Source organism: Pseudomonas sp. UTLPPB19802 (assembly GCF_059730225.1).
Map to the genome: position 1 here is coordinate 5,328,326 of NZ_AP048545.1, position 24,730 is coordinate 5,353,055.

The following is a 24,730-nucleotide window of genomic DNA, read 5'->3' on the forward strand; positions in this document are numbered from 1 at the left end:
AAACTCCTCACCTGATCTCAATTTTTTTGCGATAAGGGCATTTGGCCACTAGCCAAAAGTGATACAAACAGTAATGATTGCCGCAGACTTCAGGCCGTCTGCCGAGTCGAGCCGTAATTAAGAGCGATGTAAATTAATTCACGCTCACGGCTAAATATCACAAGGAACGTACAGGATGTTGACCGAATTCAGAGTAAAAAATCTTAGAAGCTTAAAGGATACGGGCACAGTAAAACTTTCGCCAATAACTATTCTTCTGGGCGAAAACAGCTCAGGCAAAAGTACTTTTCTTCGAGCGTTCCCTCTTCTAAAACAAAGTGCTGAAACCACAACTCGGAGCTCAATTCTCTGGTTCGGTAAATATGTCGATTTCGGAGATTTCGATCAAGCACTCATCAGGAAGCAGGGTGAAAAAGAAATCGTTTTTTCATTTGGCTTGACCGTCCCTGAGTTAATCTACCATCGACCGCTCAGAGCTCAGGGAGGTCCTCGCGATCGTAGCACCTCTAATATCACTGTAGATCTGCGACTAGCGTCTTTGGGCAAAGACGGCCTTACGAGAACAGCTGGGATTGATTTAGATATCGAAGGAAATTCAGTTAAAATCGACATCAATGAATCAAATAAAATTAGCTCAATAATTATTAATGGCGAAAATCACAGTCAATATTGTGATAGCTACACGTACAACTCAGCAGTCAGGTTACTTCCGCTCATCCGCGCCAAAAGCGACTCACCAAAAGAAGATATATACAGGTCATGGTGGAGCGGATTCTGGCCCGACGGAATCCTGGATGATCTAGTAGACACGCTGAGAGTCTATTCAAATAAGCGGACAAGCCTAGAATCTCTTACCAATGCAGTTTACAAGACTGTTATTGGCAAGCAGGCAGACATGCTTATTAACTTTAAAAAAATGTTCAGCACTAACACCTGGAAAAGCAAAACTTTAGATAAAGAGCATAACGATGAAATTTTCGTTCGCTTTCGAAACCTTCTGATATTAGCTAGAACGGGAATGATACTCTACAATCTTGACGAAATCTTAGATCAGACCTTCAGACGAGTTTCTTATATTGAGCCTATTCGTGCATCAGCGCAGCGATACTATCGCTCGCAGGATATCGGTGTAAAAGAGCTCGATTCAAAAGGCGAGAACTTAGCAATGTTTTTACGAAACCTAAGTGACCGTGAGAAAAATGCGCTTGACGAATGGTCCATGAAGGAATTTGGGTTTAGAACTGTAGTGCAGTTCAACGGGGGCCATGTAAATTTAGGCGTCGCTTTCGACAAAAGCAAAGAGTCTTATAACCTTGCTGATATGGGCTTTGGTTACTCGCAAGTAATCCCGATCATAATACAACTTTGGACCATATTGTACAAACCAACACGAAACGGTATAACGGGGCTCTCTTACACCTGTGTTATAGAGCAACCTGAGCTTCATCTACACCCGCGCATGCAATCGAAACTTGCAGAGATGTTAGTTTCAGTAGTAAACACAGCTAAAGAAGCCGATGTGATTTTGCATTTAATAATCGAAACGCACAGCGAGGTGATTGTCAATAAAATTGGATTGATGACGGCAATGGGAGCTTTAACAAAAGACGACTCCACTATCGTGCTATTCTCAAAAGAGCCTAATGCATCGCAAACAATTGTTGAGTTTAGTGGCTATCGTGAAAATGGGTCTCTTCACAATTGGCCGTATGGCTTTTTTGATTACGAGGCCTAAATGATTATTTATATTGACAAGACCATTACAGGCTGCATAGATAACGGAAATTTGAGTCCCACTGAGATAAGTGCACTTGAAGATATCGCATCCGCAGTGCGTTCTGGAGACCATTTGGTGCTCGGCGATGCCCAGTCGTTGATCTCCCTGAGCAAATTTGTAAAACTAGGAGAATCTGCGCGAGCCGCATATAAAAGCGTATTTGTTAGAGTTCCCCAACAAGAGTCGATTCTTGAAAAAGTTGAAATTTATGTGAAAATCGTTCCAGGCGATGGCATTCCAACGATTAGTACCGCTGCAAATCAAAAAATAATTTCTATTCCTCTGATTTTTTGTTCGGATATGAACTTAAGAACCCCACTGGAAATAATTTTCGAAGAGATAAATGATCACTATATTTATGAAATAATTTCCAAATGGTACGTAAGCCAGGCTTTGGCAGTGAAAACACTTAATCGTAAATATAGGCCTATCCATGGCGGAGGCAATCGGACTTACGCGGTATTCGAAAGAGCGCAGCGAAACAATAATTTATTTTGTCTATGCATCACGGATTCGGATAAAAAATATCCGACTGACGATTACGGACCGACCAGTACAAAAGTTCGTGAGTCTGATGACCCGACCAAAATCCTTACGCACCACTTAGATTTAGATTTCCATGAAATAGAGAACCTCGTGCCATTGTCTTTTATCTCGGAAAAATCAAACTCGCGCCATACCGATACTATGATTGCTGCTTTGAAGCTCGCCGAGCAGAGCGGACATCAAGAGGCAAAACTTTTCTTCGATTATAAGAAAGGCTTAAAGTTAGGCTATTTACGTACCTGCCAGGAAGCCAGTATGTATTGGAGCGCCGCATTACCCGGGCTTTCTCAAGATTGTTCCAAGGAGTGCCTGCAAGCTAGCTGCACATGCGACTTATTAAAGCCATTGCAGAATAGAGCTGAGATGCGGCTTCACATTGAGAAGCTTGTGCCACTATCCCCGGACGAATGCCCTACTTTGAAATCTTTGTGGAAAAGAATTGGATCTACGCTTACCAGTTGGAGTGCCGCTGGCCCGGCAAGATTGGCCTGATATTTATTTCCTATTATCCTAATAAAATAGCTAAAAGGGGGCGGATCTATTTTCTAAGAAGTCTTCGACCCGACCACCGTCACCGTCGAGATCAAGGGCAACGAGCATCTGCGCGCTGCCCTGCTCGGCCTGCGCGGGCAACTGACTGCCACCCTGATCGGTGAAGCGGAGGACTTTGTTTGGCTGGTGCCAATGCTGGAAGAGAAGTCGGCCGTATCCTGACCAACGGCTGTCCGACCGGTGTTGAAGTGTGTGACGCGATGGTTCACGGTGGTCCGTACCCGGCGACTTCCGATGCCCGTGGGACTTCGGTGGGTACCCTGGCGATCGATCGTTTCCTGCGTCCGGTTTGCTACCAGAACTACCCGCAGTCGCTGCTGCCTGAGGCGCTGCGTGATGGCAACCCGTTGGGGCTGCGTCGCCTGGTGAATGGGCAGTGGAGTGATGCGGCGATCTGATTGCTGCGTTGGTAGAGAGAGCCCCGCTTTGGCGGGGCTTTTTTATTTCCGGCGCGGTGCGTGTCCGTTTGAAGGCAGGCGTAACCTATCCTGAGGGTCTTCAGTTTTCGGGGGACATCTGGTTCGCTACGGGGACGCCATCCAGCAGCGCGTCGACCACTGCCCGTGCCATCTCTACAGAATGCAGCATGCTCCAGAACAATGCCCGCTCGAAAGGATCGGTGCGTAGGCTGAGTTCGTCGCCGTTGAGTTCTGCCGTTTCGAGCAAGCGCGAGACGTGGGCCAGCGCGTCATAGGCACTGACACCCTGCTGGATGGCGAACAAGGAAGGTTTATCAAGGGATTCTGGAGCAACAGGGCGGAAACGGGTGAATGTGAGACTGTCGAGTAAGCGGGTGGTGGATGCTTCGTTGTCTGTGCCGAAAGCCCTGTTGGTGGGCGGCGGATCAGGGACAATTTTCTTGGTCATGGTGGAGTTCCTTTGTTGGGTCAGGAGCCCGTCACCTACGCTGCAAAACGAGGGGTGACGAGCGTACACGATCGTGTCCCGAGAAGTGGTGTAACTGAACCAGCCGAAGGTGCCCAGTGGGCAAAAGAGGATGGTCATCGTGGTTCTTGGCTAACGTTGAGTTTGCGGACTTAACCTTCACCAGAGAAACCACGATGACCAAGCCCACTATCGCATTGACCGAGCTGGTTGAGAAAGGGGCAGACGCCGATCTGCTCAAGCAAATGATCCAGTACGTTGCCCAGCGCATGATGGAGTTGGATGTCGAAGGCCTGTATAACGCTGGCTTCGACGTCAAAAGCCCCGACCGGGTAAACAGTCGCAATGGCTACCGTGATCGCCTCTGGCAAACCCGCGCTGGCGACGTTGATCTGAAGATCCCAAAACTGCGACAAGGTAGCTATTTTCCGGGCTTCCTGGAGCCGAGACGCACCGCCGAGAAAGCCATGGCAGCCGTCATCCAGGAGGCCTACATCCAGGGCGTATCGACGCGCTCGGTTGATGAACTGGTCAAGGCCATGGGCATGACCGGTATATCGAAAAGCCAGGTATCACGACTGGCTGGCGAGATCGACGAGCGCGTTCATGCCTTCCTCGATCGTCCGCTGGAAGGCGATTGGCCCTATCTCTGGATCGACGCGACCTACGTCAAAGTGCGGGAGGCCGGGCGTATCGTCTCGGTCGCCGTCATAATCGCCGTGGCCGTGAACACCAATGGTGGCCGTGAAATCCTGGGCATGCGGGTTGGCCCATCAGAGGCCGAGCCGTTCTGGACGGACTTCCTGCGCAGCCTGATGCGGCGTGGGCTACGCGGCGTAAAGCTGGTGATTTCCGACGCTCACGAAGGCCTCAAGGCCGCCGTTTCCAAGGTTTTCCATGCCACCTGGCAGCGCTGCCGCGTGCACTTCATGCGCAACGCCATGGCCCATGTCGGCAAGGGCCAGCGCACCATGGTGGCGGCGCTGCTGCGCACGGTCTTCGCTCAGGACAGCCGCCAGGAATGCCACCAGCAATGGCGCCTAGTGGCTGACCAGTTACGTGAGAAATACCCAAAGATCGCGGCGCTGATGGATGGCTGCGAGGACGAAGTGCTGGCGCACATGGCGTTTCCCAAAGCGCACCGGCAGCAATTGCACAGTACCAACCCGCTGGAACGGTTGAATGCAGAGATCAAGCGCCGCACTGAAGTCGTTGGCATTTTCCCCAACGATCCGGCCATTACCCGACTGGTTGGCGCGATGCTGCTGGAACAGAACGACGAATGGTGCCTGCAACGGCGCTACATGCAGTTGGAGGCTTTCGAAGCGGTCAGCGATAATCCGCAGGCCAAGCTGTCGGCCGTGATCAACTAAACGGCAAACTCAGTGGCCAAGGCCACGATGAGTTACACCACTTCCTGGGACACGATCCCGTACACAGGTTTGCAGACCGGCAACAAAGGAACCGGCAGGCCGAAGCCTCCTGCGCACAGCTCGCCATAACGCGAACGAAAAAATGCCGCTGATCGCGGCGTTGTGCGCCTTTGTTGTCACGGGCTGCAAAACCCGTATCGCTGAATTTGCAGCGACCTTGGGACTGTAGCCATGACGTTTGGCGCACACAATATTGTCCCATGCCTGAATCGTGTGGGAAATATGAGATTTTTAGGAGGGCTTTTTCATCTTAGCCTTGAGAGCTCATTCTGACACGAGCGATCGGCACTTAGGGCCTAGGCCAGGAACATGGATAGTGTTTCAGTCGAAGGGAACAGTCGGTCCCGATGCGCCGGCGCCGTCATAGCGGCCGATTGAGGTGCCCAGAATCATTAAGCCAGTTCAGTCCCATTTGAAAGTTTGTAACGGATCGTTTCTATCGTCCGAATGAGCTGAAACCTTTCAGACGTTGTGCCATCACGGCCGCAACGTCTCGCATTGCAAGCGACCATGAGCAGAAGTGCTCCACGTTCGGTGCCATCATTGTGCTAGTCTCCGCTGATTGGTAACGAATCGTTCGGCGCCACTCGCCAAGGAGCGGTATTGGAATGGGAAGTGAGGAGCGAAAGCTGCAGTTTCGCCAGTCCGTAATGAAATTCGAGCTATATATAATTTCGCTTTGGCTGCTGTTCGTTTTGATGGTGGTGGTAAAGGCGGATTTTCCAGTTTGTTTTGGGAACGACTGCCATTACATTGGTACATGGGAATTGTTGAGGCATAACGTCCTTCCAATAATTTCGCTAATTTTTATCGCAGTTGCCGGAGTTTGCTACGCTCGGTTCAAGTATAGGGTTAAGTCTGGCGTAGGGCTTCCAGTTGAGGCCAGAAAAGTAGAAGACTTGAATTATGAGCACCTTACCTTCCTGACAACTTATATCGTCCCCTTAATTTGTTTTAATCTGGACAACACCCGTTACATAATTGCATTATTCATACTCCTGCTTGTGATTGGGCAGATATACGTAAAGACTGATAAGTTTTATGCGAATCCAACATTGGCGATACTTGGCTTTAGGCTATATAAGCTTGAAGTTGAGGGTGCTAGTAAGGTGATGATTACGACTCAGCGAATCATCGAATCCGATAAAGTTGTCTTTACCACAATTGACGAGAAATTCGTTTTCGGAAGGAAAGCATGAGCATTGACGCGTTGCGACTGACTGCAGAGAGTTTAGCAAATGACCCACAAACAGTAGGGGTTATGTTTTTCATCCTCAAGGAGCCAAATGGGTTCGCTGCTCGTAAGGTTGAACTCTCAGCCGATGCCCAAGTCGCGCTGATAGCAGATGTTAAGTACGAGATTCGAGAGTTTTTTCAGACGAATTATGTACTGAAAAATCTCACAGATGTAGACCTACGCCAAAATGTTATTTTTCGCTACGACCTTCCGGATTTTCCAGCACAACTGCTATCACTAAAAGATACGCTTGACTCACCTGGTACCACTCCTGATTTCGATCATACGAATGATGAAGTGACTAATCTAAAAGCAATCGTAGTAGTGCTGGGTAATGGGAGCGACAGCCTGGCTATTTACAAGCATCATTATCCAACCAATACATACCGAAGGAACGGTTTCAGCTTGTGGCGTGCCGGTATAGGGCAGGATCGCTTTGAAAAGCTTGATCAAGATATTATTCGGATGGGTCATACCATTGATTTTATCTACGATGGCACTGATGTGTTTGTGACTAACTTCAAGGTTTTGGAGAAATTTTTTGGATTTAAAGAGGCGGTAAAGGCTGATGCGAGTGTAAAGCTTGCTACGCTCACCGCTCGTAATATTATTGCAGACATAACAGTTCTCGAGGAGCGGATCACTGCCCAAGGTGATGTGACATTTGCCAAGAAGGTGATTAGAGCTATATCACATTCTCGGGTTCTTGATACTGTTGGCAATGATCAGATCATCCAGTTTATCAAGCAGCACCACAGTCTTAGCAAGAAAATAAAAATCAACAATACCGACACGGAAATCATTTTGGACACAAAAGTTTCTCAGAATTTTTTTATGAAGCTGCTTAATGACGACTATTTGAGGTCGGAGCTAACTAATTTTGAGTATGATGCAGACAGCAAAGACTTAGTGGAAGCAGCACCGTAAAGGCGTAAGCGTCTTTTAATTTTTGCGGACGTGCAGTGGTGCTGGTCACTCCATGAAGACCCGTTCGGCCTGTAGCGAACTCATCACTGTGATCTGCGTGGCTGCTCGAAACTTCCTTTGGATGATAGCGGCGTATTTCTCTGAGGTGCCGCTTACCGAAGACTTTAGATCAGCCAACCCGTGATTTAATTGGAGCTCTGTCAGTTCCTTGGAAAGGAGGACGTGGAAAAAGGGAATGCATCTATTTTCTGCCGTTGTCCCGTCCTGAATAAGGTTTACACCTTCTGATCTATTTTCAGGAGGGCGTAATGGAAACGGGAAAATTTAGTGGTCTACTACACCCAGACACCTTTTTAGGCGAAAATAATCGCCATACAGAGGTGTTCGATGAGCAGACAAGCGACAGCCAACCTACAACATGAATAAGAACTTCGGGGCGGCCTGCCGGCATCTCAAGGAGACGTCACATCCGACCCGAAGTGCATAGGCGGCACAACATTAGACCTTGCGTTTGACCTCCAGCATGTACTCCACCCATTCAGCATATGGAGTGACGTACAAATGGTAGCTGTCGAGCCCGGACGCCGGTGGCCAAGTTACGTGCTTACTGATCACAAAAATCTCGCGATCACGATCTACGTAGTAGCCCGTTACCACATTCCGCCCGCAAATACCCGGAGTCGGCGCTCCTGTCCTCGTTTCGGGATGGCCGAGATTTTTTGTCCAGATCACCTCATCTTCGATCCAACGTTTTACTTCAGTGAATTTATCCCTCATTTCGTCTGGCTTGGAGAACCAGCTGTTGAATAGCTCAGAGGCGTTTTCTTGTACGCTTTCCTCAAGAGGAATACCTCCTAAGGTGAGGCTACTCAGGTATTGGCTCACTGCTTTGGTGATGATGGAGTTACGCGGTTCGCCCGTGCGCAGCGCCCAAAGGTCCAACTGGTCGCGGACATTGTCGTTCAGTCGTACTGATAACATTTCGATTCTAAACTGTGTGGAGATGACACAAGCATACATTGTATTTATCAGTCTGCATACTATGTATGCATTGATTTTCGATCAATGCTTCCCAGGCCCCGAAGGGCCACATGCCATGTATTAATGTCTGCGTCGCAAGCCTCGGTTGGCTTCGAAAGCTCCAGTTTTCCCAAGCAGGGCATCGTAAAAAATTCGCCATTTCTAGGCTGTGGCGGCTTATGACCATCCAATGCACTCCATCCAGGGCCGCTCTGGGCCAAAACCTGCTTTTTTGACTGGCTGCTCCCACCCACTCAGCGCCCAACCAGACAACTCCCTTTCCCTTGCCTGAAATTTCCTAGAAAATCCCAACCGCTTGTTTGAGCCATGCGCCGCCGATAGTCTTGGCTCGGTCATCCCAACGGATGACACGGATGTGCAAGTCCGTTCATATCGGTGCGTCACGCGCCCTCAAACAAGCCGTTTCGACGGGTGCTCCTGCCCTCTTCGATTCCAGCTTGATGGTGGCCGTGCGTGGGAGACTTTCGAGTCTGCCGGGGTCCGATATGCCCGGTCTTGCACACCTGCGTACGGCTGCCACCCTCATTCGTGTGCAAGCGAACGGTGACAGCTCCACCTCATATCGGAGTTCGATCATGTTCAAAGCTACCCCCAATCCGCCGGCTATGCCTCGTGCCAGAATCATCGATCCTCGTGTCGCCGACCAAGCGCTGGCCCACTATGACCTGGGGCCAGAGGCGGTACCGAAACCTTTACCCGCCTCTGCCGCAGCCGCCGCGCCTCCAAGCCAACCGCCAAGCTCTCTGGCTCACGAAGACACCCTGCTCGACCTCCACTCGATTCTGCAATCAGCGGCCGCCACGGCCTATGAGAATGCCGACAACCAGACCGGCCCGAATCGCAAGGTGGCGATGGGTGTGGTGCACCTGATTGAGCTGGCACAGTTGAGAATGAGTGTGTTGGAGCAGCAGGTTGTGGCAGCCAACAGTTGATGGCTGGCTGAAGGTCAAAGGCTTCGCGGGCAAGCAGCCTTCCGACAGTGTTGCGGCGGTCATCAGAGTGGTGGTCACTTCAATTCTGCAGGAGCATGGCTTGCCCGCAAATAGGCCAACGGCTTCACCGCGAAACGCCTGTGCACTACGTCATGATGTCAGGCATCCAAGACAGAGATGATCGCTTGCTGCATCTACTTGAATTCTCCACCTGCTCGGCAGCGAGCCGACTGATTACCAGCTCCTGCTGTTCACGGGAGACTGCATCAATCACGATCCACAATCGACCCACAGCAGTCGGTCAGTCGGGAATGTGCAGATAATTGCTCCCAATCCCAGCCATTTCGAATACGCATGAAAAAAGAACCTTCAAGCAGTGAATCTACCCACGACGCGGCATATCGTCGTGCTCAGGACCACGGTGCCGGGCCGTTGGCAGTTGAGGGTTATCATCAGGTAGTCGAACCGCTCGGTCGCGTTGCCGGTGGTTGGCTCTTCCGTTACAAAATCCATTGCACCTTGGGCATCCCTGCCCATGAACAGGAGTCATTCGCTGGCGCTGCGGGCTGCATGGTTGCTGATGATGGGCTGATACAAGATCTATCGGGCCCGATGTTCATGGACATGCTTCACACGCTGGCGTAGCTCGCTGTTCCACTTCTGGCGATTGCTAGTTTTTACGAGACAGCGTCCGCCCACTCAGCGCCAAACCAGACATGTCCCTTTCCCTTGAATGAAATTTCCTAGAAAATCCCGACCGGTTGCGCCTAATAATTTCGGTGGTTTAGTCTCGGCCCATCACTGCCAATCCAGTGATCGGGTTTAGCAGCTCGGTAAATCGTTAGGCGCACAGCGTCACCCATCCCACCGGCTTTTTTGTGTTCGGTGCTTCATGGTGGCTGTGCGCAGGGCATCTTCGGATGCGCCGGTTTCCTAACGTACCGGTCTGCTAACCTGCGTACGGCCGCCACCCATCATTTAGCAGTGATTTTGGCGGCTTCTAACCTACGTTAGGAGTTACCAGCATGTTCAAAGTAACCCCCAATCCTCCGGCGACACCTCGTGCCGGAATCATCGATCCTCGTATCGCCGACCAGGCACTGGCCCACTATGACCTAGGACCAGAGGCAGGCTCGAAACCGGCAGCCGCCTCCACCGCAGCCGCCGCACCTCCAAGCCAGCCGCCAAGCTCTCTGGCTCACGAAGACACCCTGCTCGACCTCCACTCGATTCTGCAATCAGCCGCCGCCACGGCCTATGAGAACGCCGACAACCAGACCGGCCCGAATCGCAAGGTGGCGATGGGGGTGGTGCACCTGATTGAGCTGGCCCAGTTGAGAATGGGCCTGCTGGAACAGCAGGTGGTCGCCGCCAGCAGTTGAACGTGTCACGGTCGATGGCGGCCATGACGAGTCCGCTGTCGACCCCAAAAGCCGATAAGGTCCTGGCCCTCCGATCTGAATAATCACGCAACCCACTGAATGTTCAGATCTTTTTTGCCCACAGACGCAAGAAAAAACACTCGCGGAGGGAACCGTTATTTTTGAGTGGTGTCATGTTGATATCATGAAGGGCGATATCCTCTCGGTTTCGTCGTTCATGCGGTGGCGCGCGGCGTTCGCGCCATCCACACACATTACATTGACACTGAACGGCGGAAATCTAGATGGCGGGAGCAATCACACGTGGGTTGGGTAACATCAGTGTCCGGGCAAAACTGACGCTAGGCTTTGCGATCGTGCTGGTATTGACGGTACTGATCGCGCTCACCGGCTGGCAGGGACTGGCCTCGCTCAGTGAGCGTGGTGACAAACTGATCTCGATTTCCATCCTGAACGAGAAGGCTCGAGACATGCGCATCGCGCGGCTGTTGTACGCCCTCAAACCCGACAGCGAGCACGCGGCGGCGGTGATCAAGGCTATCGATGGGGTGGACCGGCATGTCGATGAGGTAAAGGCGCAACTGGAGACCCCGGAGAGCTTGCGCTGGGTGGCCCAGGCCGACCGTGCCCTGGACCAGTACCGCGCACATTTCAATGACTTCACCCAGGCCATCGGCGCGGCGGGCAATGGCGAGAAGGCGCGTCAGGTCGAGGACTCCCTGAACGCCGATATCGCCTCCCTGCTGGAGGCCAGCAGGCAGTTGTCCGCCGGCCAGGTCACCAAGCGCGATCATGATGTGAACCAGGCCAACGGCTGGCTGGCCGGTGCTTCAGCGGCGGCCCTGCTCCTGGGCGTGCTCGCCGCCTGGTTCATCACCCGACTGATCGTCGATCCACTGATGCTGACGGTGCAGGCCTCCAAGCGCGTCGCCAATGGTGACTTGAGCCAGGATCTGGAAGTGACGCGTCGTGACGAGCTGGGGCAACTGCAGGACAGCATGCAACGCATGACAATCAGCCTGGGAAAAGGGGACGCATATATTTTCTACCGTCGCCGCCAAGGACAACGAACAACTGCGCGCTGTCCCGCTCGGCCTGCGTGGTCAACTGACCGCTACCCTGATCGGTGAAGCGGTAGGCTTAGAAGCCTTCGATTGGCTGGTGCCACTGCTGGAAGAGAAAGTCGGCCGTATCCTGATCACCGGCTACCCGACCGGTGTTGAAGTGTGTGATGCGATGGTTCACGGTGGCCCGTACCCGGCGACTTCCGATGCCCGTGGTACTTCGGTGGGTACCCTGGCGATCGATCGTTTCCTGCGTCCGGTCTGCTACCAGAACTACCCGCAGTCGCTAATCGGCCGTTAGCTGGCCTATAATCGTCGTGATTTTTACGATTATTTATCGCCCAGCTTGGTTGCAAAATCGGCGGATAACGCGGTTGAGCCTTATAGACAGGGAGTTCAGATGGAAACTTTCGAATTGGATGACTTGACCCATGAGCAGATCAAGGCGTTTTGCCAATTGGGTGATGAACATCTGGAGGGCGGTAATTTCAATGCTGCCATCGGTCAGTACAACCTAGCGTGGGAGTTGATTCCAGAACCCAAAAATAACTGGGAAGCGGCGACGTGGGTGCTTGCCGCTATCGGCGATGCCTGTTTTCAGGGAGAACTCTTTACCTCCGCAAAAGAGGCCCTTGAGTATGCGATGACTTGTCCCGATGCGGTCGGCAATCCATTTTTGCATTTGCGTTTGGGCCAAGCACTGTACGAGAAAGAGGAAACTGATCGAGCCGCCGATGAACTTATGCGAGCATACATGGCGGCTGGGGATGAGATTTTTGACAACGACGACCCTAAGTATTTCGCGTTTCTAAAAACGCGGGCCGTGATTTAAAAATCGGAATAGCCGATAACAAAAGCTCGACGGCGGCAGTAATTGGCCGAAAGCTGCCTATCACGACCGTCGGCCCTGAGCCAATGCCTGCCACTCTTGGTCGGCAGCTTCCCCCACTCAGCGCCCAACCAGACAACTCCCTTTCCCTTGCATGAAATTTCCTAGAAAATCCCAGCCGCTTGTTTGAGCCATACGTCGCCGATAGTCTTGGCTCGGTCATCCCAACGGATGACACGGATGTGCAAGTCCGTTCATATCGGTGCGTCACGCGCCCTCAAACAAGCCGTTTCGACGGGTGCTCCTGCCCTCTTCGATTCCAGCTTGATGGTGGCCGTGCGCGGGAGACTTTCGAGTCTGCCGGGGTCCGATATGCCCGGTCTTGCACACCTGCGTACGGCTGCCACCCTCATTCGTGTGCAAGCGAACGGTGACAGCTCCACCTCATATCGGAGTTCGATCATGTTCAAAGCTACCCCCAATCCGCCGGCTACACCTCGTGCCGGAATCATCGACCCTCGTGTCGCCGACCAGGCACTGGCCCACTATGACCTGGGGCCAGAGGCAGGCTCGAAACCGGCAGCCGCCTCCACCGCAGCCGCCACGCCTCCAAGCCAACCGCTAGGCTCTTTGGCTCACGAAGACACCCTGCTCGACCTCCACTCGATTCTGCAATCAGCAGCCGCCACGGCCTATGAGAACGCCGACAACCAGACCGGCCCGAATCGCAAGGTGGCGATGGGCGTGGTGCACCTGATTGAGCTAGCCCAGTTGAAAATGGGCCTGCTGGAACAGCAGGTTGTAGCCGCCAGTAGTTGAACGTGTCACGGTCGATGGCGGCCATGACGAATCCGCTATCGACCCAAAAAGCCGATAAGGTCCTGGCCCTCTGACCTGATCAGTTACGCAACCCACTGAATGTTCAGATCTTTTTTGCCCACAGACGCAAGAAAAAACACTCGCGGAGGGAACCGTTATTTTTGAGTGGTGTCATGTTGATATCATGAAGGGCGATATCCTCTCGGTTTCGTCGTTCATGCGGTGGCGCGCGGCGTTCGTGCCATCCACACACATTACATTGACACTGAACGGCGGAAATCTAGATGGCGGGAGCAATCACACGTGGGTTGGGTAATATCAGTGTCCGGGCAAAACTGACGCTAGGCTTTGCGATCGTGCTGGTATTGACGGTACTGATCGCGCTCACCGGCTGGCAGGGACTGGCCTCGCTCAGTGAGCGTGGTGACAAGCTGATCTCGATTTCCATCCTGAACGAGAAGGCTCGAGACATGCGCATCGCGCGGCTGTTGTACGCCCTCAAACCCGACAGCGAGCACGCGGCGGCGGTGATCAAGGCTATCGATGGGGTGGACCGGCATGTCGATGAGGTAAAGGCGCAACTGGAGACCCCGGAGAGCTTGCGCTGGGTGGCCCAGGCCGACCGTGCCCTGGACCAGTACCGCGCACATTTCAATGACTTCACCCAGGCCATCGGCGCGGCGGGCAATGGCGAGAAGGCGCGTCAGGTCGAGGACTCCCTGAACGCCGATGTCGCCTCCCTGCTGGAGGCCAGCAAACAGTTGTCCGCCGGCCAGGTCACCAAGCGCGATCATGATGTGAACCAGGCCAACGGCTGGCTGGCCGGTGCTTCAGCGGCGGCCCTGCTCCTGGGCGTGCTCGCCGCCTGGTTCATCACCCGACTGATCGTCGATCCACTGATGCTGACGGTGCAGGCCTCCAAGCGCGTCGCCAATGGTGACTTGAGCCAGGATCTGGAAGTGACGCGTCGTGACGAGCTGGGGCAACTGCAGGACAGCATGCAACGCATGACGATCAGCCTGCGCGAAGTGATTGGTGGCATTCGTGACGGTGTCACCCAGATCGCCAGCGCCGCCGAAGAGCTGTCGGCCGTCACCGAGCAGACCAGTGCCGGGGTCAACAGCCAGAAGGTGGAAACCGATCAGGTGGCGACCGCCATGAACGAAATGGCCGCCACCGTGCAGGAGGTGGCGCGCAATGCGGAGCAGGCCTCCCAGGTGGCCCTGACCGCCAGCGAAGATGCCCGCAACAGTGATGAGGTGGTGGGACAGGCCTTGTCGCAGATTGAGCGCCTGGCCACGGAGGTGGAGCATTCCACCGAGGCCATGAGCGAGCTCAAGCGCGAGAGCGACAAGATCGGCACGGTCCTGGACGTGATCAAGTCGGTGGCCGAGCAGACCAACCTGCTGGCGCTGAATGCGGCCATCGAAGCCGCTCGCGCGGGCGAGGCCGGGCGTGGGTTTGCCGTGGTGGCCGATGAGGTACGTAGCCTGGCCCAGCGTACGCAGGCTTCTACCCAGGAAATCGAAAGCCTGATCGACGGCTTGCAGGGCGTTACAGCCCAGGTGGCCACGACCCTGGATAACAGCCGTGCCCTCACCGACAGCAGTGTCGAACTGAGCCGGCGCGCCGGCACGTCCTTGCTGAACATCACCCGCTCGGTGGCTTCCATCGAGTCGATGAACCAGCAGATCGCCGCGGCTGCCGAGCAGCAGGCGGCCGTGGCCGAAGAGATCAACCGCAGCGTGTTGAACGTGCGCGACATCTCCGAGCAGACCTCGGCCGCGAGCGACGAAACGGCCGCCTCCAGCATCGACCTGGCGCGCCTGGGCGTTCACCTGCAAGGGCTGGTGGGTCAGTTCAAGCTCTGAGGGAGCGTGCGCCGGTGGTGACTGTCTCGTGCCAGCCATCGGCGCTGGATGTTTGCCTGGAAGCTTCGGGCTGGCGGTGCCCTCCCCCCAGCGCAAGACTGGCGGCTAATCACAGTTGAGCATGTCGTCCCTGGCGAAGCACATCGCCAGAATCTTTTCGGATGCTTCGTCCACGGAAACGAAGATATGCGTGGTCCTGGGCGAGAAGGCGTTGCCCGACGGATAGGAAAGCCTGGTGAACATGACACCCGGCGGGAGCGTCAGGTGGTTTTTCTCAATGTAATGTTCATCACGAATCCGATACTTGGGGTTGACCTCAAAGGCACTGACAACCCGCTGTTGCCTGAGTACTTCCTTGACCGGTGCCAGCGTGCTGGCAGTCCGAAGGCTGGTGTACAACGCCTCCAGCTTCACATCTTCCCGGTACGACTGCCATTTGCTCATAACGGGCATGACCACGCTGAACCCGAGCACCACGCCGAGCAGAACGGTCATGATGCTGCGCAGATAGCGAAAGTCCGGCGCCCTCCCCTTGGCCTTCTGGTAGGCATTTCTTGCAAACACGATGATCGGGGAAAGAAGTAGCAGGGCCAGCAGCGACACCGCTGAACCCACGGTGGAATACCGTGCGACACCGCTTCCGTAAAACAGCCCCAGCCCATAGAGATATGAGCCATCCAGTCTCCACAGCACGGGAATCGACAGGACGAAGAGCAGCAGGTAGCGGTACTTTTTTTCTGGCATTTTCCTGTATCCATCAGGGCAGCAACTGCGGTTGGTGCGGTCCGGGGAACAGCGTTCGTTAGGCGTCGCGGCGAGCGGCGCAAGCTGAAGAACCCTAGGACCCGGATTGCCGATGTCCGAACCGCCTCAATCAAACGCCGAGCCTGTTCCAGGCGTATTCATCGACACAACGCTTAGTGTTGGCACCCTTGATAGCAGTTGCCGGGGCAGACGGCGCATTAAGATTTATTAAGTGATGCGAGAGGCAGGCAAGGCCTGCGAGGATGGTCCATTGCGCCTTGCATTCGCTATCGCCCCAAAGCGGAGGGTCCTACTATTTCCCTCAGTATCTGCCAGCGGCTACCATGGCTCAGGTGAGCCGATACGTTCAGAAACTAACTTGGCCAAGATCGACCGAAACTAAAGTGCTGAAGAAGATGGGGCGGCGAGCGAGTGTCGGGGCTTGGAGGTTGAGCGACCTCAATGACTCGATGAGCGCGCGGTAGAAATGGGTGTATAGGTGCCGTCTGGTCTGGATCAACAAAAGACCTGGCTCAGCAGAGGCCGCTCTCTTACTTCACCAGACCTCGGGTGCCATTCAGCTCTTTGCTGCAATCGTGCCTGATACGCCTGCACCTACGGCTGCCCCTGTGCCGGCAACAACGGCAGTACCGACTGCCATACCTCCACCACCGGCAGCAACAGCTCCCCCACCAAGCGCTGCGAGCGAAGCGTTAGTCAATGCCGCACCGGAAAGTGTACTGATCGCGGTGCCTGTGCTTGCTGCACCCAGCAGCCCTGCTGCACCAGCTGTTGCAGCAATCGCCGGAGCTGCAACCAATGCAGCGCCACCGGTTGCTAAAGTCGCAGCGACGACAGCAATGGATTTGCCCGGATTCTCAGAAATCGCATCTACGACATCGCCCACAAGGCCGCCAGCAACACCTGGAGGGCCAAAGAAGAATTCGTCTAGCGAACTGAACAGCCCCATATCACCCACTCCTTGACTGAAACTTGGAACACCATAGAGGCTATATGACATCAAGGGAATAACATACTCGATACCTATTCTTGAATCTAGCCCAACTGGCATCTGTGCATGGTGGCGCAGGGCGACTCACTACTCACATCGGCGACTTGAATCACCGTCCGCTTCTGGCCGATACCAGACGTTCTAGTCCCCCATCAAGCTTCGGTCAAAAAGCGCGAAAGCGCTTGCGAGAGCGCATCAAATACCAGCGTGACTCGCCGTACCCGCTTCCAGTCGTGGTGCATCGCAATCCAGACGTCGACCGGGAAGTCCACGAGGGGAAAAGGGGACGGAAAAGGGGGACGAATCTATTTTCCACTGACGCGCTACTTGGATGATGGTGCTGTGCCCATCGACAACAATCCTGTCGAAAACACGATCAGGCCGTGGGCTCTTGGGCGTTCTAATGGGTCGTTCGCCGGATCGCTAAACGGGCGGCAGCAATCGTGGGCTTAAACCAGTTGGCACTCATGAACGGGCATGATCCGTATGCCTATTTGAAGGATGCTCTTTTGCGACTACCCATTCAAAGAGCCAGCGAGATCAATAAGCGCCTTACACATGAGTGGGCTTCGCCTGAGCAGTGGGCAGGCCCGTTTTCCCAACGCTGACGACTGGTGCGGTTACAAAGGCAGCGGTCGGTTCTCAATGACACATTTCATGACCAGGGTGGAGGTCATCCGCAGCACGTTCGGCAGGCGCGAGAGACATTCGTCGTAGAGTTTCTGAAAAGCTGGTAGGTCGGATGTAACGACGTGTAGCAGGTAATCCGGGTCGCCGAACAGACGCTGAGCCTGGATCACCTCTGGAATGTCCTGCAGCGCTGTCTCAAAGTCCGCAACTGCCTGATGGTGACCTTCGCGTAGCGTGGCAAAGACGAGTGACGAAAAATTCAGTCCCAGGCCCGTCGCGGACAGTTCAGCCCGGTAGCCCATGATCACGCCAGCCTCCTCCAGCGCTCGGACTCGGCGATGGCAAGGCGAAAGACTCAACCCTATACGCTCTGCCAGCTCGGTGAGAGATTGGCGGCCATCGCGCTGCAACTCCGCAAGAATCTTCCGATCAACTTTATCCATTTCGAAATATCTTCCCCAGCCAACCATGTTTATCGGAAATATAGAGAGATAATTCTAACTCGATTTCCATATTCTTCCTCGTAGTAACGGGCGCTGCGTGCTCGATCTCACAAGCAGGAAGAATTCTGATGAACCTCAGTGTGTTGGCGGCGTTTTGGGCCGTCTCGTTTCTCTTCGTGATTACCCCTGGCGTGGATTGGGCCTACTCAATTTCCGCAGGTCTGCACGGTCGTCGGGTGATTCCCGCTGTAGCTGGAATGCTTTCAGGGCACCTAGCCGCAACGTTGGTTGTAGCTGCGGGTATTGGAGGAGTCGTTGCAGGTGTTCCCAGTGCAATGACAGCCCTGACGCTAGTCGGTGCTGCTTACCTGCTTTGGCTGGGAGTCGGCATGATTAAGCAGCCGCCGGTGCCAAGTGAAATTGCAGGCGCTGGCTCGGGAAGCGTCTCCAGGTGGTTCATGAAAGGGTTTTGCGTCAGCGGAATGAATCCTAAGGTATTTCTGCTTTTCCTTGCCTTGCTTCCGCAGTTTTCAAACCCTCAAGCTGCCTGGCCTGTTCCTGTACAGATCATCTGTCTTGGATTGGTTCACATGCTCAGCTGCACAGCCGTCTATATGGTCGTTGGATACGGAGCTAAAGCGGTTCTACGAACGCGTCCGAGCGCTGCCCGAATAATCAGCCAGATCTCAGGGGCAGCCATGGTCGTCATCGCAGTCGTGCTGGTGGTCGAGCGCGTCGTGTAAACGTTCACAGGCAGGATAATTCAGCCTCTCGCATTGCTAAGGAGGCCAGAGATCAAGCGCCCGATAAGTCAGCGACATGCAGTGCTTGCCGCGTTGTCAGCTAGCGCCGGTCTAACCTAACCGTTCCTAAGAAATAGTGCAGGGAGTTACCAATAGGTGGAGCTTTATTTCACGGCGGTCACGACCATCGCGGTCTTGTTTTTTTTCGCGTGCGCCAGTCCTGGGCCCGACTTCATAAACATTACGAGCTACTCACTGCTGAGTCGGCGAGCCGGTTTGGCTGCGGCAATGGGTGCTGTGATTGGCGTGCTAATTCTCGCAAGCGTAATTGCAGTCGGTCTCGCAACGGCATCTGCCGAGTTCGGCACTCTGTACCAAGTTCTGAAAATCGGCGGTGCGATGTATCTTGCCTACCTGGGTTGCAAGGCAATAAAGGGTGCCCTACAGGGTGATGAACCGCCAGTCCAAACCGCTAGCACATTGCCGTCGTATGTCATTTTTCTGCGTGGCGTGGCGACTAACCTGGCAAATCCGAAGGCGGCTTTTTTCATTGCGAGTATCTTCACTACAGCGTTGCCAAATGGGTCTGATGCCGAAGCATATGTAGCTTCAGTCCTGGCAGTCACGATAGTCGCGTGCGGTGTGTATGCCACGATCGCCATTACTTTTTCGCTGGAAAGCGTTCAGGCCACGTACCGACGTTCATGGCGAGCAGTCGATGCCATATTGGGAGCTTGCTTCATTGGGCTGGCTGCCAAGCTTGCTTGGCAGCGGTAGAACTAAATCCAGAAACGTCGGTGCTTAGCGGATAGACATTGGCCTGATAAGGCAAGGTGTGAGCAGCTATTCCCCAGGCCTGAGCCATGCGATGGCCACGTGCCTTTGAACATGGGGCAGCGTCGCACACCGTACTGACGGTGTTCGCCCAGAGCATGATGGGACCCGCTCAACCCGCCTACCCTGCCACCCAGTCAAAGGCGTAATTCTTGAAAACCAACCACCCGATCCCATGGGAGCACTGCACATGCCTATCGACTTCAGGCCCGCTCGAGCCTCGGACGCGCACGACATTGCGCGCTTCTTTCAACTGACCTCAGAGGGCATGGCCGATTACATATGGAGCAAGCTTGCCGCTCCTGGAGAAGCCTTGCTGAGTGTCGGTGCGTCTCGCTATGCCAGGGAACAGGGCGACTTTTCCTATAGGAACTGCCTGATGGCCACTTTCGAAGGGCGCGTCATCGGCATGATGCATAGCTATGCCTTGCACGAGACCCCTGACGGGCCTGTCGAGACAGACCCGGTCCTGGCGCCCTATTCCGACATGGAAATCCCCGACACCTTGTACATATCCAGCCTGGCCCTGGATGAGGGGTGGCGCAGCCAGGGGCTGGGCGCCCAGTTTCTTCGCCACGCCCAGCAGCGCGCCGAGGACGCTGGCCTGGATGGGCTATGCCTGATCGATTATGCAGAAAACCACGGTGCACGCCGCTTCTACGAACGTCACGGTTTTCAAATCGTTAAAACCTGCCAGATCGTTCCGCACCCGATGCTGGGTGTAACCGGTGAGGCCTATTTGATGTATCGCCCTAACCACAACGTGCTCGAGAAAAAGCCATGAACCAGAAACTGACCGTGTTCCGCGAACTGGATATCCAACCGGTGCGCGACCTGCCCTTTTTTGAAGAGGTCCTGGAGGGCACCCCTCATACGCTGACGTCCAAGTACTATCACGATGAACAGCAAGGTCGCATTTGCGGAGAATGGGAAGCCAGCACCGGAGCGTGGCGCATCGACTACAAAGTCTGGGAGTTCTGCCATGTCCTGAGTGGATGCTGCGTCATCGAGCTTGAGGGTCGCGCGCCCGTCACTCTGGCCGCTGGCGACACGTTCATTATCGAACCGGGTGCCAAGGGCAAGTGGACCGTGCTGGAAGACATGAAAAAGAACTTCGTGATCCTCTTGCCCACGAAATAGGGTCGGGGTCACGTTGCATCGAGCGCAGCGCAAGGACGGTTTGTATGTGTTCCTGCTGGCGGCGCTCGAATGTTCTACGGCAGGCCACAACAACCCTCTACCGCATGGCTGCGCTGTCGCCCACTGTATCTATTCGGTGTCTGCTTCGGGTCAATAGGGAGAAAAGGGGACGGATCTATTTTCTTCCGTCTCCGTCGAGTTCAAGGACAACGAACAACTGCGAGCTGCCCTGCTCGGCCTGCGTGGCCAGCTGACCGCTACCCTGATCGGTGAAGCGGAAGACTTCGAAGCCTTCGCCTGGCTGGTGCCGCTGCTGGAAGAGAAAGTCGGCCGTATCCTGATCAACGGCTACCCGACCGGTGTCGAAGTGTGTGATGCCATGGTTCACGGTGGTCCGTACCCAGCGACTTCCGATGCCCGTGGGACTTCGGTGGGTACCCTGGCGATCGATCGTTTCCTGCGTCCGGTTTGCTACCAGAACTACCCGCAGTCGCTGCTGCCTGAGGCACTGCGTGACGGCAACCCGTTGGGGCTGCGTCGCCTGGTGAATGGGCAGTGGAGTGAGGCGGCGATCTGATTGCTGCGTTGATGGAGAGAGCCCCGCTTTGGCGGGGCTTTTTCATTTTTGGGATCGGTGTTTCGCTTTTGTCCGGCCAGGGACTAATCTGGCCTCGCTGAAGTCGTTCGCACTTCCATCTTTGGTAATCGGAATCTTTATGCAGTCAGATCAGGCCAGGCTACTCGCGCTCGCGCTGCTTGAGATCAGAGGGTTGCTTGCGGATTATCTGCGCAGCGATGTGGAGGCGCTAATGAACGTCCGTGTCGCAGCGCATCTGGGCTATGCGCTTCACAAGGAGGCGGAGGCGGCGCTCAATGGCGTCGATTTTCAGATCGAAGATGCGAGCCTGAAAATCGCTGCAATTGATCAAATTCTTGGTGTTGCTGATGGGGTCGGACTGTTGAGCCTGTGGCAGGCTCAGGACAATATCATGCCCTATGGCGGTGAGACTGAATGACTGACATCGGCCAGAAGCTACCATTGCGAAGATGCATTACGATGCACGCCTACCGGTAGATCATTAGAGTTAACCCATGCAATTACATGGCTTCGCGTTCGGGCATATCGAGGTTGAGATTAACGACCGTGCGTACGATCTGCATAACTTCTACCAAGCCAGCGCCATCAATTACGACATCGTGGGTCGGTCGCTTGTGCTTAGCTTTACTCGACGGACTGAAGCTTGGGTGCCGACCGAAGAAGCACGCACAAGATTACAATCAGCTTCCTTGAGGTCGACTACTTTTCAGCGAGTGGGCGGGATGAAAACCCAGTTGACGGCGACGGTTGGGTTATTCATTGGAAAAAGGGGACAAATCTATTTTCTATAGTTATCCTAGAAAACCTGCGCTCTTAATTACCTGCCCACCTGCGTCGGGACAGACCAAGCGGCTATCAGCTACTAATCACCGCCCCAGGGATACCAGTTGAGCGACAACTCGATGGAGCGCCGATACTGAGTATCAATCTGCCGCGGAGCAAGGCGAACGTATCGTTCGGCTTTCTCACGCCGTTCGCCGGTTAGGGTCTTCAGGTACTCAACGACTTGATCAGCTGAGGGAGTGGTTTCTGCACCGTTGAATTTGGGAGGCAGACCGGTCCATATCACGTGAACCAAGTCGTGGGCATTAGCCCATTCAGATAAACCTGGGATTCGCCTTGGAGAAGGCTCGCCGGCAGACCATCGACAAACGTGTTTTTCCACATTTTTCCCCGGAATACCTTCACGACTGCGCAAAGCTTCAACGGCAGAGGCGAGATCAACTGTCTCCATTACCGCCCACAGGGAAGGAACCATTTGTCCGGATTCCACTAATACAAGAGTAATTCGCCCATCTTGCGATTGCCTGGCGAACTCAACCGGTATCAATGGTCCGTCTTCAGACCATTGCCCCTGAATCACGAAACCTCTCGGTTCCCAAATTAGGGAGCCCCATCCAAGACAAGCGATCCGAACCAATGTGCCTCCTTTGAAACTTGAACGTTGGTTAGCGGAACAAAGAGTCTAGCGCACAGACCACTGTTCACGCCTGCTGGCTCCGTCGATGGAGTTCAGCGATCAAAAAAATGGTTTAAATTCTCAAGACAAGACACAACTCTTTTCGAGGTCGGAGTTAGTAGCCCACCACACTGAATGGCTAGCTTGGGAATACAGCAATCACTTAAATTTTTCTACGACAGCAGTGGTACTTGAATACTCTTCTTGCAGACCATCGACATCATCGTAAGAAAAGCACTGTTCGGCCGTGCGCGTGGCAAATGTGTCGGGATGATCCATAAGATACTTTTGGATGTTTAGGGCGTTTCTATAAGCTCCATGATCGGCCGCGAAAAATCCACCTGCCCAAATCATCACCGTCAAAGGGATCAGACCTATGAAAAACCCAAAGGGAGGAACCTTAATTGTCAGTGCTATGGAGATAGCACCTCCGCTCAAGAGGAGAAGGATCGCCACAATTAACCCAAACCAAGCTCCAAATCTATCTGTCTTGGTGATCTCAATAAATGGTGTTGAGAACTCAGGTTTGGCTATTAGAAATCTGGCCACCCGGCGAATTTGCTCTCGATTCCAGTACCCGAGGCTGTCTAATTTGACCAGCGCAGCAATTTGCAAAGAGCTGCCTCTTATACCTGATACAATCCGAAATATTTCGTGCTCAACGGAATTATCCATATATTGCTTGAGCTTACTATTAGCAGGGACTACGGAGGCCAAATCCACCAATAACTTATAGCGTTTTTCAATAAAATGCTTGTCACGAAACTCCATGATTTGGCTCAACATGGAAATAGATTTTATTATCACTGCTACCAGCACACCGATGGCTGTCGCTACAGCTCCGTTACTGCTCAAAAGAGCTAAAATTTCCTGATACATTCCCCTTACCTCTTAGAACTCAAAGAAGGCACTCTGCCATCAATACCGTTTGTTTTCTAGCGCTGAATCGCCCGTAGTTTCGTAGATTCACAATGACGGCTTAGGGTTGTAGCAGTAATTGACGACTGGCAGCTGCCCTTCGCAAAACTCCCAACCAGACAACTCCCTTTCCCTTGCATGAAATTTCCTAGAAAATCCCAACCGCTTGTTTGAGCCATACGCCGCCGATAGTCTTGGCTCGGTCATCCCAACGGATGACACGGATGTGCAAGTCCGTTCATATCGGTGCGTCACGCGCCCTCAAACAAGCCGTTTCGACGGGTGCTCCTGCCCTCTTCGATTCCAGTTTGATGGTGGCCGTGCGCGGGAGACTTTCGAGTCTGCCGGGGTCCGATATGCCCGGTCTTGCACACCTGCGTACGGCTGCCACCCTCATTCGTGTGCAAGCGAACGGTGACAGCTCCACCTCATATCGGAGTTCGATCATGTTCAAAGCTACCCCCAATCCGCCGACTACACCTCGTGCCGGAATCATTGATCCTCGTGTCGCCGACCAGGCACTGGCCTACTATGACTTGGGGCCAGAGGCAGTACCGAAACCAGCGCCCGCCTCCACCACAGCCATCACAGCCACCGCGCCTCCAAGCCAACCGCCAAGCTCCCTGGCTCACGAAGACACCCTGCTCGACCTCCACTCGATCCTGCAATCAGCAGCCGCCACGGCCTATGAGAACGCCGACAACCAGACCGGCCCGAATCGCAAGGTGGCGATGGGGGTGGTGCATCTGATTGAGTTGGCGCAGTTGAGAATGAGTGTGCTGGAGCAGCAGGTTGTAGCAGCCAACAGCTGATGGCTGGCTGAAGGTCAAAAGCTTCGCGGGCAAGCCCTGCTCCTACAGTACGGCGGTGGTCATCAGAGTGGTGGTCACCTCAATCTTGTAGGAGCGTGGCTT

General features: G+C 54.0%; 25 protein-coding genes and 4 pseudogenes. 22 read left to right on the top strand and 7 right to left on the bottom strand.

Going from position 1 to position 24,730, the window contains the following annotated elements:
• Positions 1 to 175: 175 nt before the first annotated feature.
• The 3 genes and pseudogenes from AC6I6U_RS22990 to AC6I6U_RS23000 all read left to right on the top strand — a co-directional run.
• Positions 176 to 1,735: an AAA family ATPase gene (locus tag AC6I6U_RS22990; RefSeq protein ID WP_497878322.1), complete on the top strand. Its 1,560-nt coding sequence runs from the start codon at positions 176 to 178 to the stop codon at positions 1,733 to 1,735.
• On the top strand, positions 1,736 to 2,815 hold the full coding sequence (locus AC6I6U_RS22995; RefSeq protein ID WP_497878323.1) for a hypothetical protein: 1,080 nt from the start codon (positions 1,736 to 1,738) through the stop codon (positions 2,813 to 2,815).
• A gap of 57 nt (positions 2,816 to 2,872) precedes the next feature.
• Positions 2,873 to 3,273: pseudogene (locus tag AC6I6U_RS23000) on the top strand (aldehyde dehydrogenase (NADP(+))); the annotation flags it as partial.
• Positions 3,274 to 3,373: 100 nt separating this feature from the next.
• On the opposite strand, the gene AC6I6U_RS23005 reads toward AC6I6U_RS23000, so the two are convergent.
• Positions 3,374 to 3,742 carry a hypothetical protein gene (locus AC6I6U_RS23005; protein WP_497878324.1) on the bottom strand — a complete coding sequence of 123 codons (369 nt, stop codon included), beginning with the start codon at positions 3,740 to 3,742 and terminating at the stop codon, positions 3,374 to 3,376.
• Positions 3,743 to 3,936: 194 nt separating this feature from the next.
• Here AC6I6U_RS23005 and AC6I6U_RS23010 point away from each other — a divergent pair, with 194 nt between their 5' ends.
• The 3 genes from AC6I6U_RS23010 to kwaB all read left to right on the top strand — a co-directional run bounded on the left by AC6I6U_RS23010 (position 3,937) and on the right by kwaB (position 7,357).
• Positions 3,937 to 5,133 (top strand): IS256 family transposase, encoded by a 1,197-nt coding sequence (locus AC6I6U_RS23010; RefSeq protein ID WP_497878325.1) that lies wholly within the window; start codon positions 3,937 to 3,939, stop codon positions 5,131 to 5,133.
• Between the two features lie 668 nt (positions 5,134 to 5,801).
• Positions 5,802 to 6,392 carry an anti-phage protein KwaA gene (gene kwaA, locus AC6I6U_RS23015; RefSeq protein ID WP_497878326.1) on the top strand — a complete coding sequence of 197 codons (591 nt, stop codon included), beginning with the start codon at positions 5,802 to 5,804 and terminating at the stop codon, positions 6,390 to 6,392.
• Positions 6,389 to 7,357 carry an anti-phage protein KwaB gene (gene kwaB / locus AC6I6U_RS23020; RefSeq protein ID WP_497878327.1) on the top strand — a complete coding sequence of 323 codons (969 nt, stop codon included), beginning with the start codon at positions 6,389 to 6,391 and terminating at the stop codon, positions 7,355 to 7,357. Before kwaA ends, kwaB begins: the two co-directional genes overlap by 4 nt.
• Before the next feature lie 498 nt (positions 7,358 to 7,855).
• Here the strand turns inward: kwaB and AC6I6U_RS23025 are convergent, their stop codons facing one another.
• Positions 7,856 to 8,338: a hypothetical protein gene (locus AC6I6U_RS23025; RefSeq protein ID WP_497878328.1), complete on the bottom strand. Its 483-nt coding sequence runs from the start codon at positions 8,336 to 8,338 to the stop codon at positions 7,856 to 7,858.
• Between the two features lie 635 nt (positions 8,339 to 8,973).
• Here AC6I6U_RS23025 and AC6I6U_RS23030 point away from each other — a divergent pair.
• The 8 genes and pseudogenes from AC6I6U_RS23030 (at position 8,974) to AC6I6U_RS23065 (ending at position 15,295) form a co-directional block, all read left to right on the top strand.
• Complete coding sequence (locus AC6I6U_RS23030) at positions 8,974 to 9,330, top strand: DUF6124 family protein (protein ID WP_497878329.1); 357 nt, start codon at positions 8,974 to 8,976, stop codon at positions 9,328 to 9,330.
• 354 nt (positions 9,331 to 9,684) lie between these two features.
• Positions 9,685 to 9,975, top strand: coding sequence for a hypothetical protein (locus AC6I6U_RS23035; protein WP_497878330.1), 291 nt, complete (start codon positions 9,685 to 9,687; stop codon positions 9,973 to 9,975).
• A 380-nt stretch (positions 9,976 to 10,355) separates the two neighbouring features.
• A complete protein-coding gene (locus tag AC6I6U_RS23040) occupies positions 10,356 to 10,712 on the top strand; it encodes a DUF6124 family protein (protein ID WP_497878331.1) in 357 nt (118 codons plus the stop codon).
• 284 nt (positions 10,713 to 10,996) lie between these two features.
• The gene (locus AC6I6U_RS23045) at positions 10,997 to 11,842 is read left to right on the top strand and encodes a methyl-accepting chemotaxis protein (RefSeq protein ID WP_497878332.1); all 846 of its coding nucleotides are present in this window, start codon (positions 10,997 to 10,999) and stop codon (positions 11,840 to 11,842) included.
• Positions 11,805 to 12,062: pseudogene (locus AC6I6U_RS23050) on the top strand (aldehyde dehydrogenase (NADP(+))); the annotation flags it as partial. The gene AC6I6U_RS23045 and the pseudogene AC6I6U_RS23050, both read left to right, overlap by 38 nt.
• Before the next feature lie 114 nt (positions 12,063 to 12,176).
• Positions 12,177 to 12,608, top strand: coding sequence for a tetratricopeptide repeat protein (locus AC6I6U_RS23055; RefSeq protein WP_497878333.1), 432 nt, complete (start codon positions 12,177 to 12,179; stop codon positions 12,606 to 12,608).
• 459 nt (positions 12,609 to 13,067) lie between these two features.
• On the top strand, positions 13,068 to 13,424 hold the full coding sequence (locus AC6I6U_RS23060; protein ID WP_497878334.1) for a DUF6124 family protein: 357 nt from the start codon (positions 13,068 to 13,070) through the stop codon (positions 13,422 to 13,424).
• 284 nt (positions 13,425 to 13,708) lie between these two features.
• Positions 13,709 to 15,295: a methyl-accepting chemotaxis protein gene (locus AC6I6U_RS23065; RefSeq protein ID WP_497878335.1), complete on the top strand. Its 1,587-nt coding sequence runs from the start codon at positions 13,709 to 13,711 to the stop codon at positions 15,293 to 15,295.
• A 105-nt stretch (positions 15,296 to 15,400) separates the two neighbouring features.
• Here AC6I6U_RS23065 and AC6I6U_RS23070 read toward each other — a convergent pair whose 3' ends face one another.
• Both AC6I6U_RS23070 and AC6I6U_RS23075 read right to left on the bottom strand, forming a co-directional pair.
• Positions 15,401 to 16,039, bottom strand: a complete 639-nt coding sequence (locus AC6I6U_RS23070) for a hypothetical protein (RefSeq protein ID WP_497878336.1) — start codon at positions 16,037 to 16,039, stop codon at positions 15,401 to 15,403.
• 577 nt (positions 16,040 to 16,616) lie between these two features.
• Positions 16,617 to 17,009 carry a hypothetical protein gene (locus tag AC6I6U_RS23075; RefSeq protein WP_497878337.1) on the bottom strand — a complete coding sequence of 131 codons (393 nt, stop codon included), beginning with the start codon at positions 17,007 to 17,009 and terminating at the stop codon, positions 16,617 to 16,619.
• A 357-nt stretch (positions 17,010 to 17,366) separates the two neighbouring features.
• Here AC6I6U_RS23075 and AC6I6U_RS23080 point away from each other — a divergent pair.
• Positions 17,367 to 17,659 (top strand): annotated as a pseudogene (locus AC6I6U_RS23080) (IS66 family transposase); the annotation flags it as partial.
• Positions 17,660 to 17,671: 12 nt separating this feature from the next.
• On the opposite strand, the gene AC6I6U_RS23085 reads toward AC6I6U_RS23080, so the two are convergent.
• Positions 17,672 to 18,124 (bottom strand): Lrp/AsnC family transcriptional regulator, encoded by a 453-nt coding sequence (locus tag AC6I6U_RS23085; protein ID WP_497878338.1) that lies wholly within the window; start codon positions 18,122 to 18,124, stop codon positions 17,672 to 17,674.
• 128 nt (positions 18,125 to 18,252) lie between these two features.
• Between AC6I6U_RS23085 and AC6I6U_RS23090 the strand changes: the two genes are divergently transcribed.
• The 6 genes and pseudogenes from AC6I6U_RS23090 (at position 18,253) to AC6I6U_RS23115 (ending at position 21,857) form a co-directional block, all read left to right on the top strand.
• Positions 18,253 to 18,867, top strand: a complete 615-nt coding sequence (locus tag AC6I6U_RS23090) for a LysE family translocator (RefSeq protein WP_497878339.1) — start codon at positions 18,253 to 18,255, stop codon at positions 18,865 to 18,867.
• 156 nt (positions 18,868 to 19,023) lie between these two features.
• Entirely contained in the window at positions 19,024 to 19,644 is a 621-nt protein-coding gene (locus tag AC6I6U_RS23095) for a LysE family translocator (protein ID WP_497878340.1), read from the top strand.
• Between the two features lie 247 nt (positions 19,645 to 19,891).
• Complete coding sequence (locus tag AC6I6U_RS23100) at positions 19,892 to 20,485, top strand: GNAT family N-acetyltransferase (RefSeq protein WP_497878341.1); 594 nt, start codon at positions 19,892 to 19,894, stop codon at positions 20,483 to 20,485.
• Complete coding sequence (locus AC6I6U_RS23105) at positions 20,482 to 20,841, top strand: cupin domain-containing protein (protein WP_497878342.1); 360 nt, start codon at positions 20,482 to 20,484, stop codon at positions 20,839 to 20,841. Before AC6I6U_RS23100 ends, AC6I6U_RS23105 begins: the two co-directional genes overlap by 4 nt.
• Before the next feature lie 181 nt (positions 20,842 to 21,022).
• Positions 21,023 to 21,418 (top strand): annotated as a pseudogene (locus tag AC6I6U_RS23110) (aldehyde dehydrogenase (NADP(+))); the annotation flags it as partial.
• Between the two features lie 139 nt (positions 21,419 to 21,557).
• Positions 21,558 to 21,857, top strand: a complete 300-nt coding sequence (locus tag AC6I6U_RS23115; RefSeq protein ID WP_497878343.1) for a hypothetical protein — start codon at positions 21,558 to 21,560, stop codon at positions 21,855 to 21,857.
• A 444-nt stretch (positions 21,858 to 22,301) separates the two neighbouring features.
• On the opposite strand, the gene AC6I6U_RS23120 is transcribed toward AC6I6U_RS23115, so the two are convergent.
• Together AC6I6U_RS23120 and AC6I6U_RS23125 are read right to left on the bottom strand one after the other, a co-directional pair.
• Complete coding sequence (locus AC6I6U_RS23120) at positions 22,302 to 22,802, bottom strand: hypothetical protein (protein WP_497878344.1); 501 nt, start codon at positions 22,800 to 22,802, stop codon at positions 22,302 to 22,304.
• Positions 22,803 to 23,057: 255 nt separating this feature from the next.
• A complete protein-coding gene (locus tag AC6I6U_RS23125) occupies positions 23,058 to 23,777 on the bottom strand; it encodes a hypothetical protein (protein ID WP_497878345.1) in 720 nt (239 codons plus the stop codon).
• 485 nt (positions 23,778 to 24,262) lie between these two features.
• Between AC6I6U_RS23125 and AC6I6U_RS23130 the strand changes: the two genes are divergently transcribed.
• A complete protein-coding gene (locus tag AC6I6U_RS23130; RefSeq protein WP_497878346.1) occupies positions 24,263 to 24,628 on the top strand; it encodes a DUF6124 family protein in 366 nt (121 codons plus the stop codon).
• Positions 24,629 to 24,730: the final 102 nt, after the last annotated feature.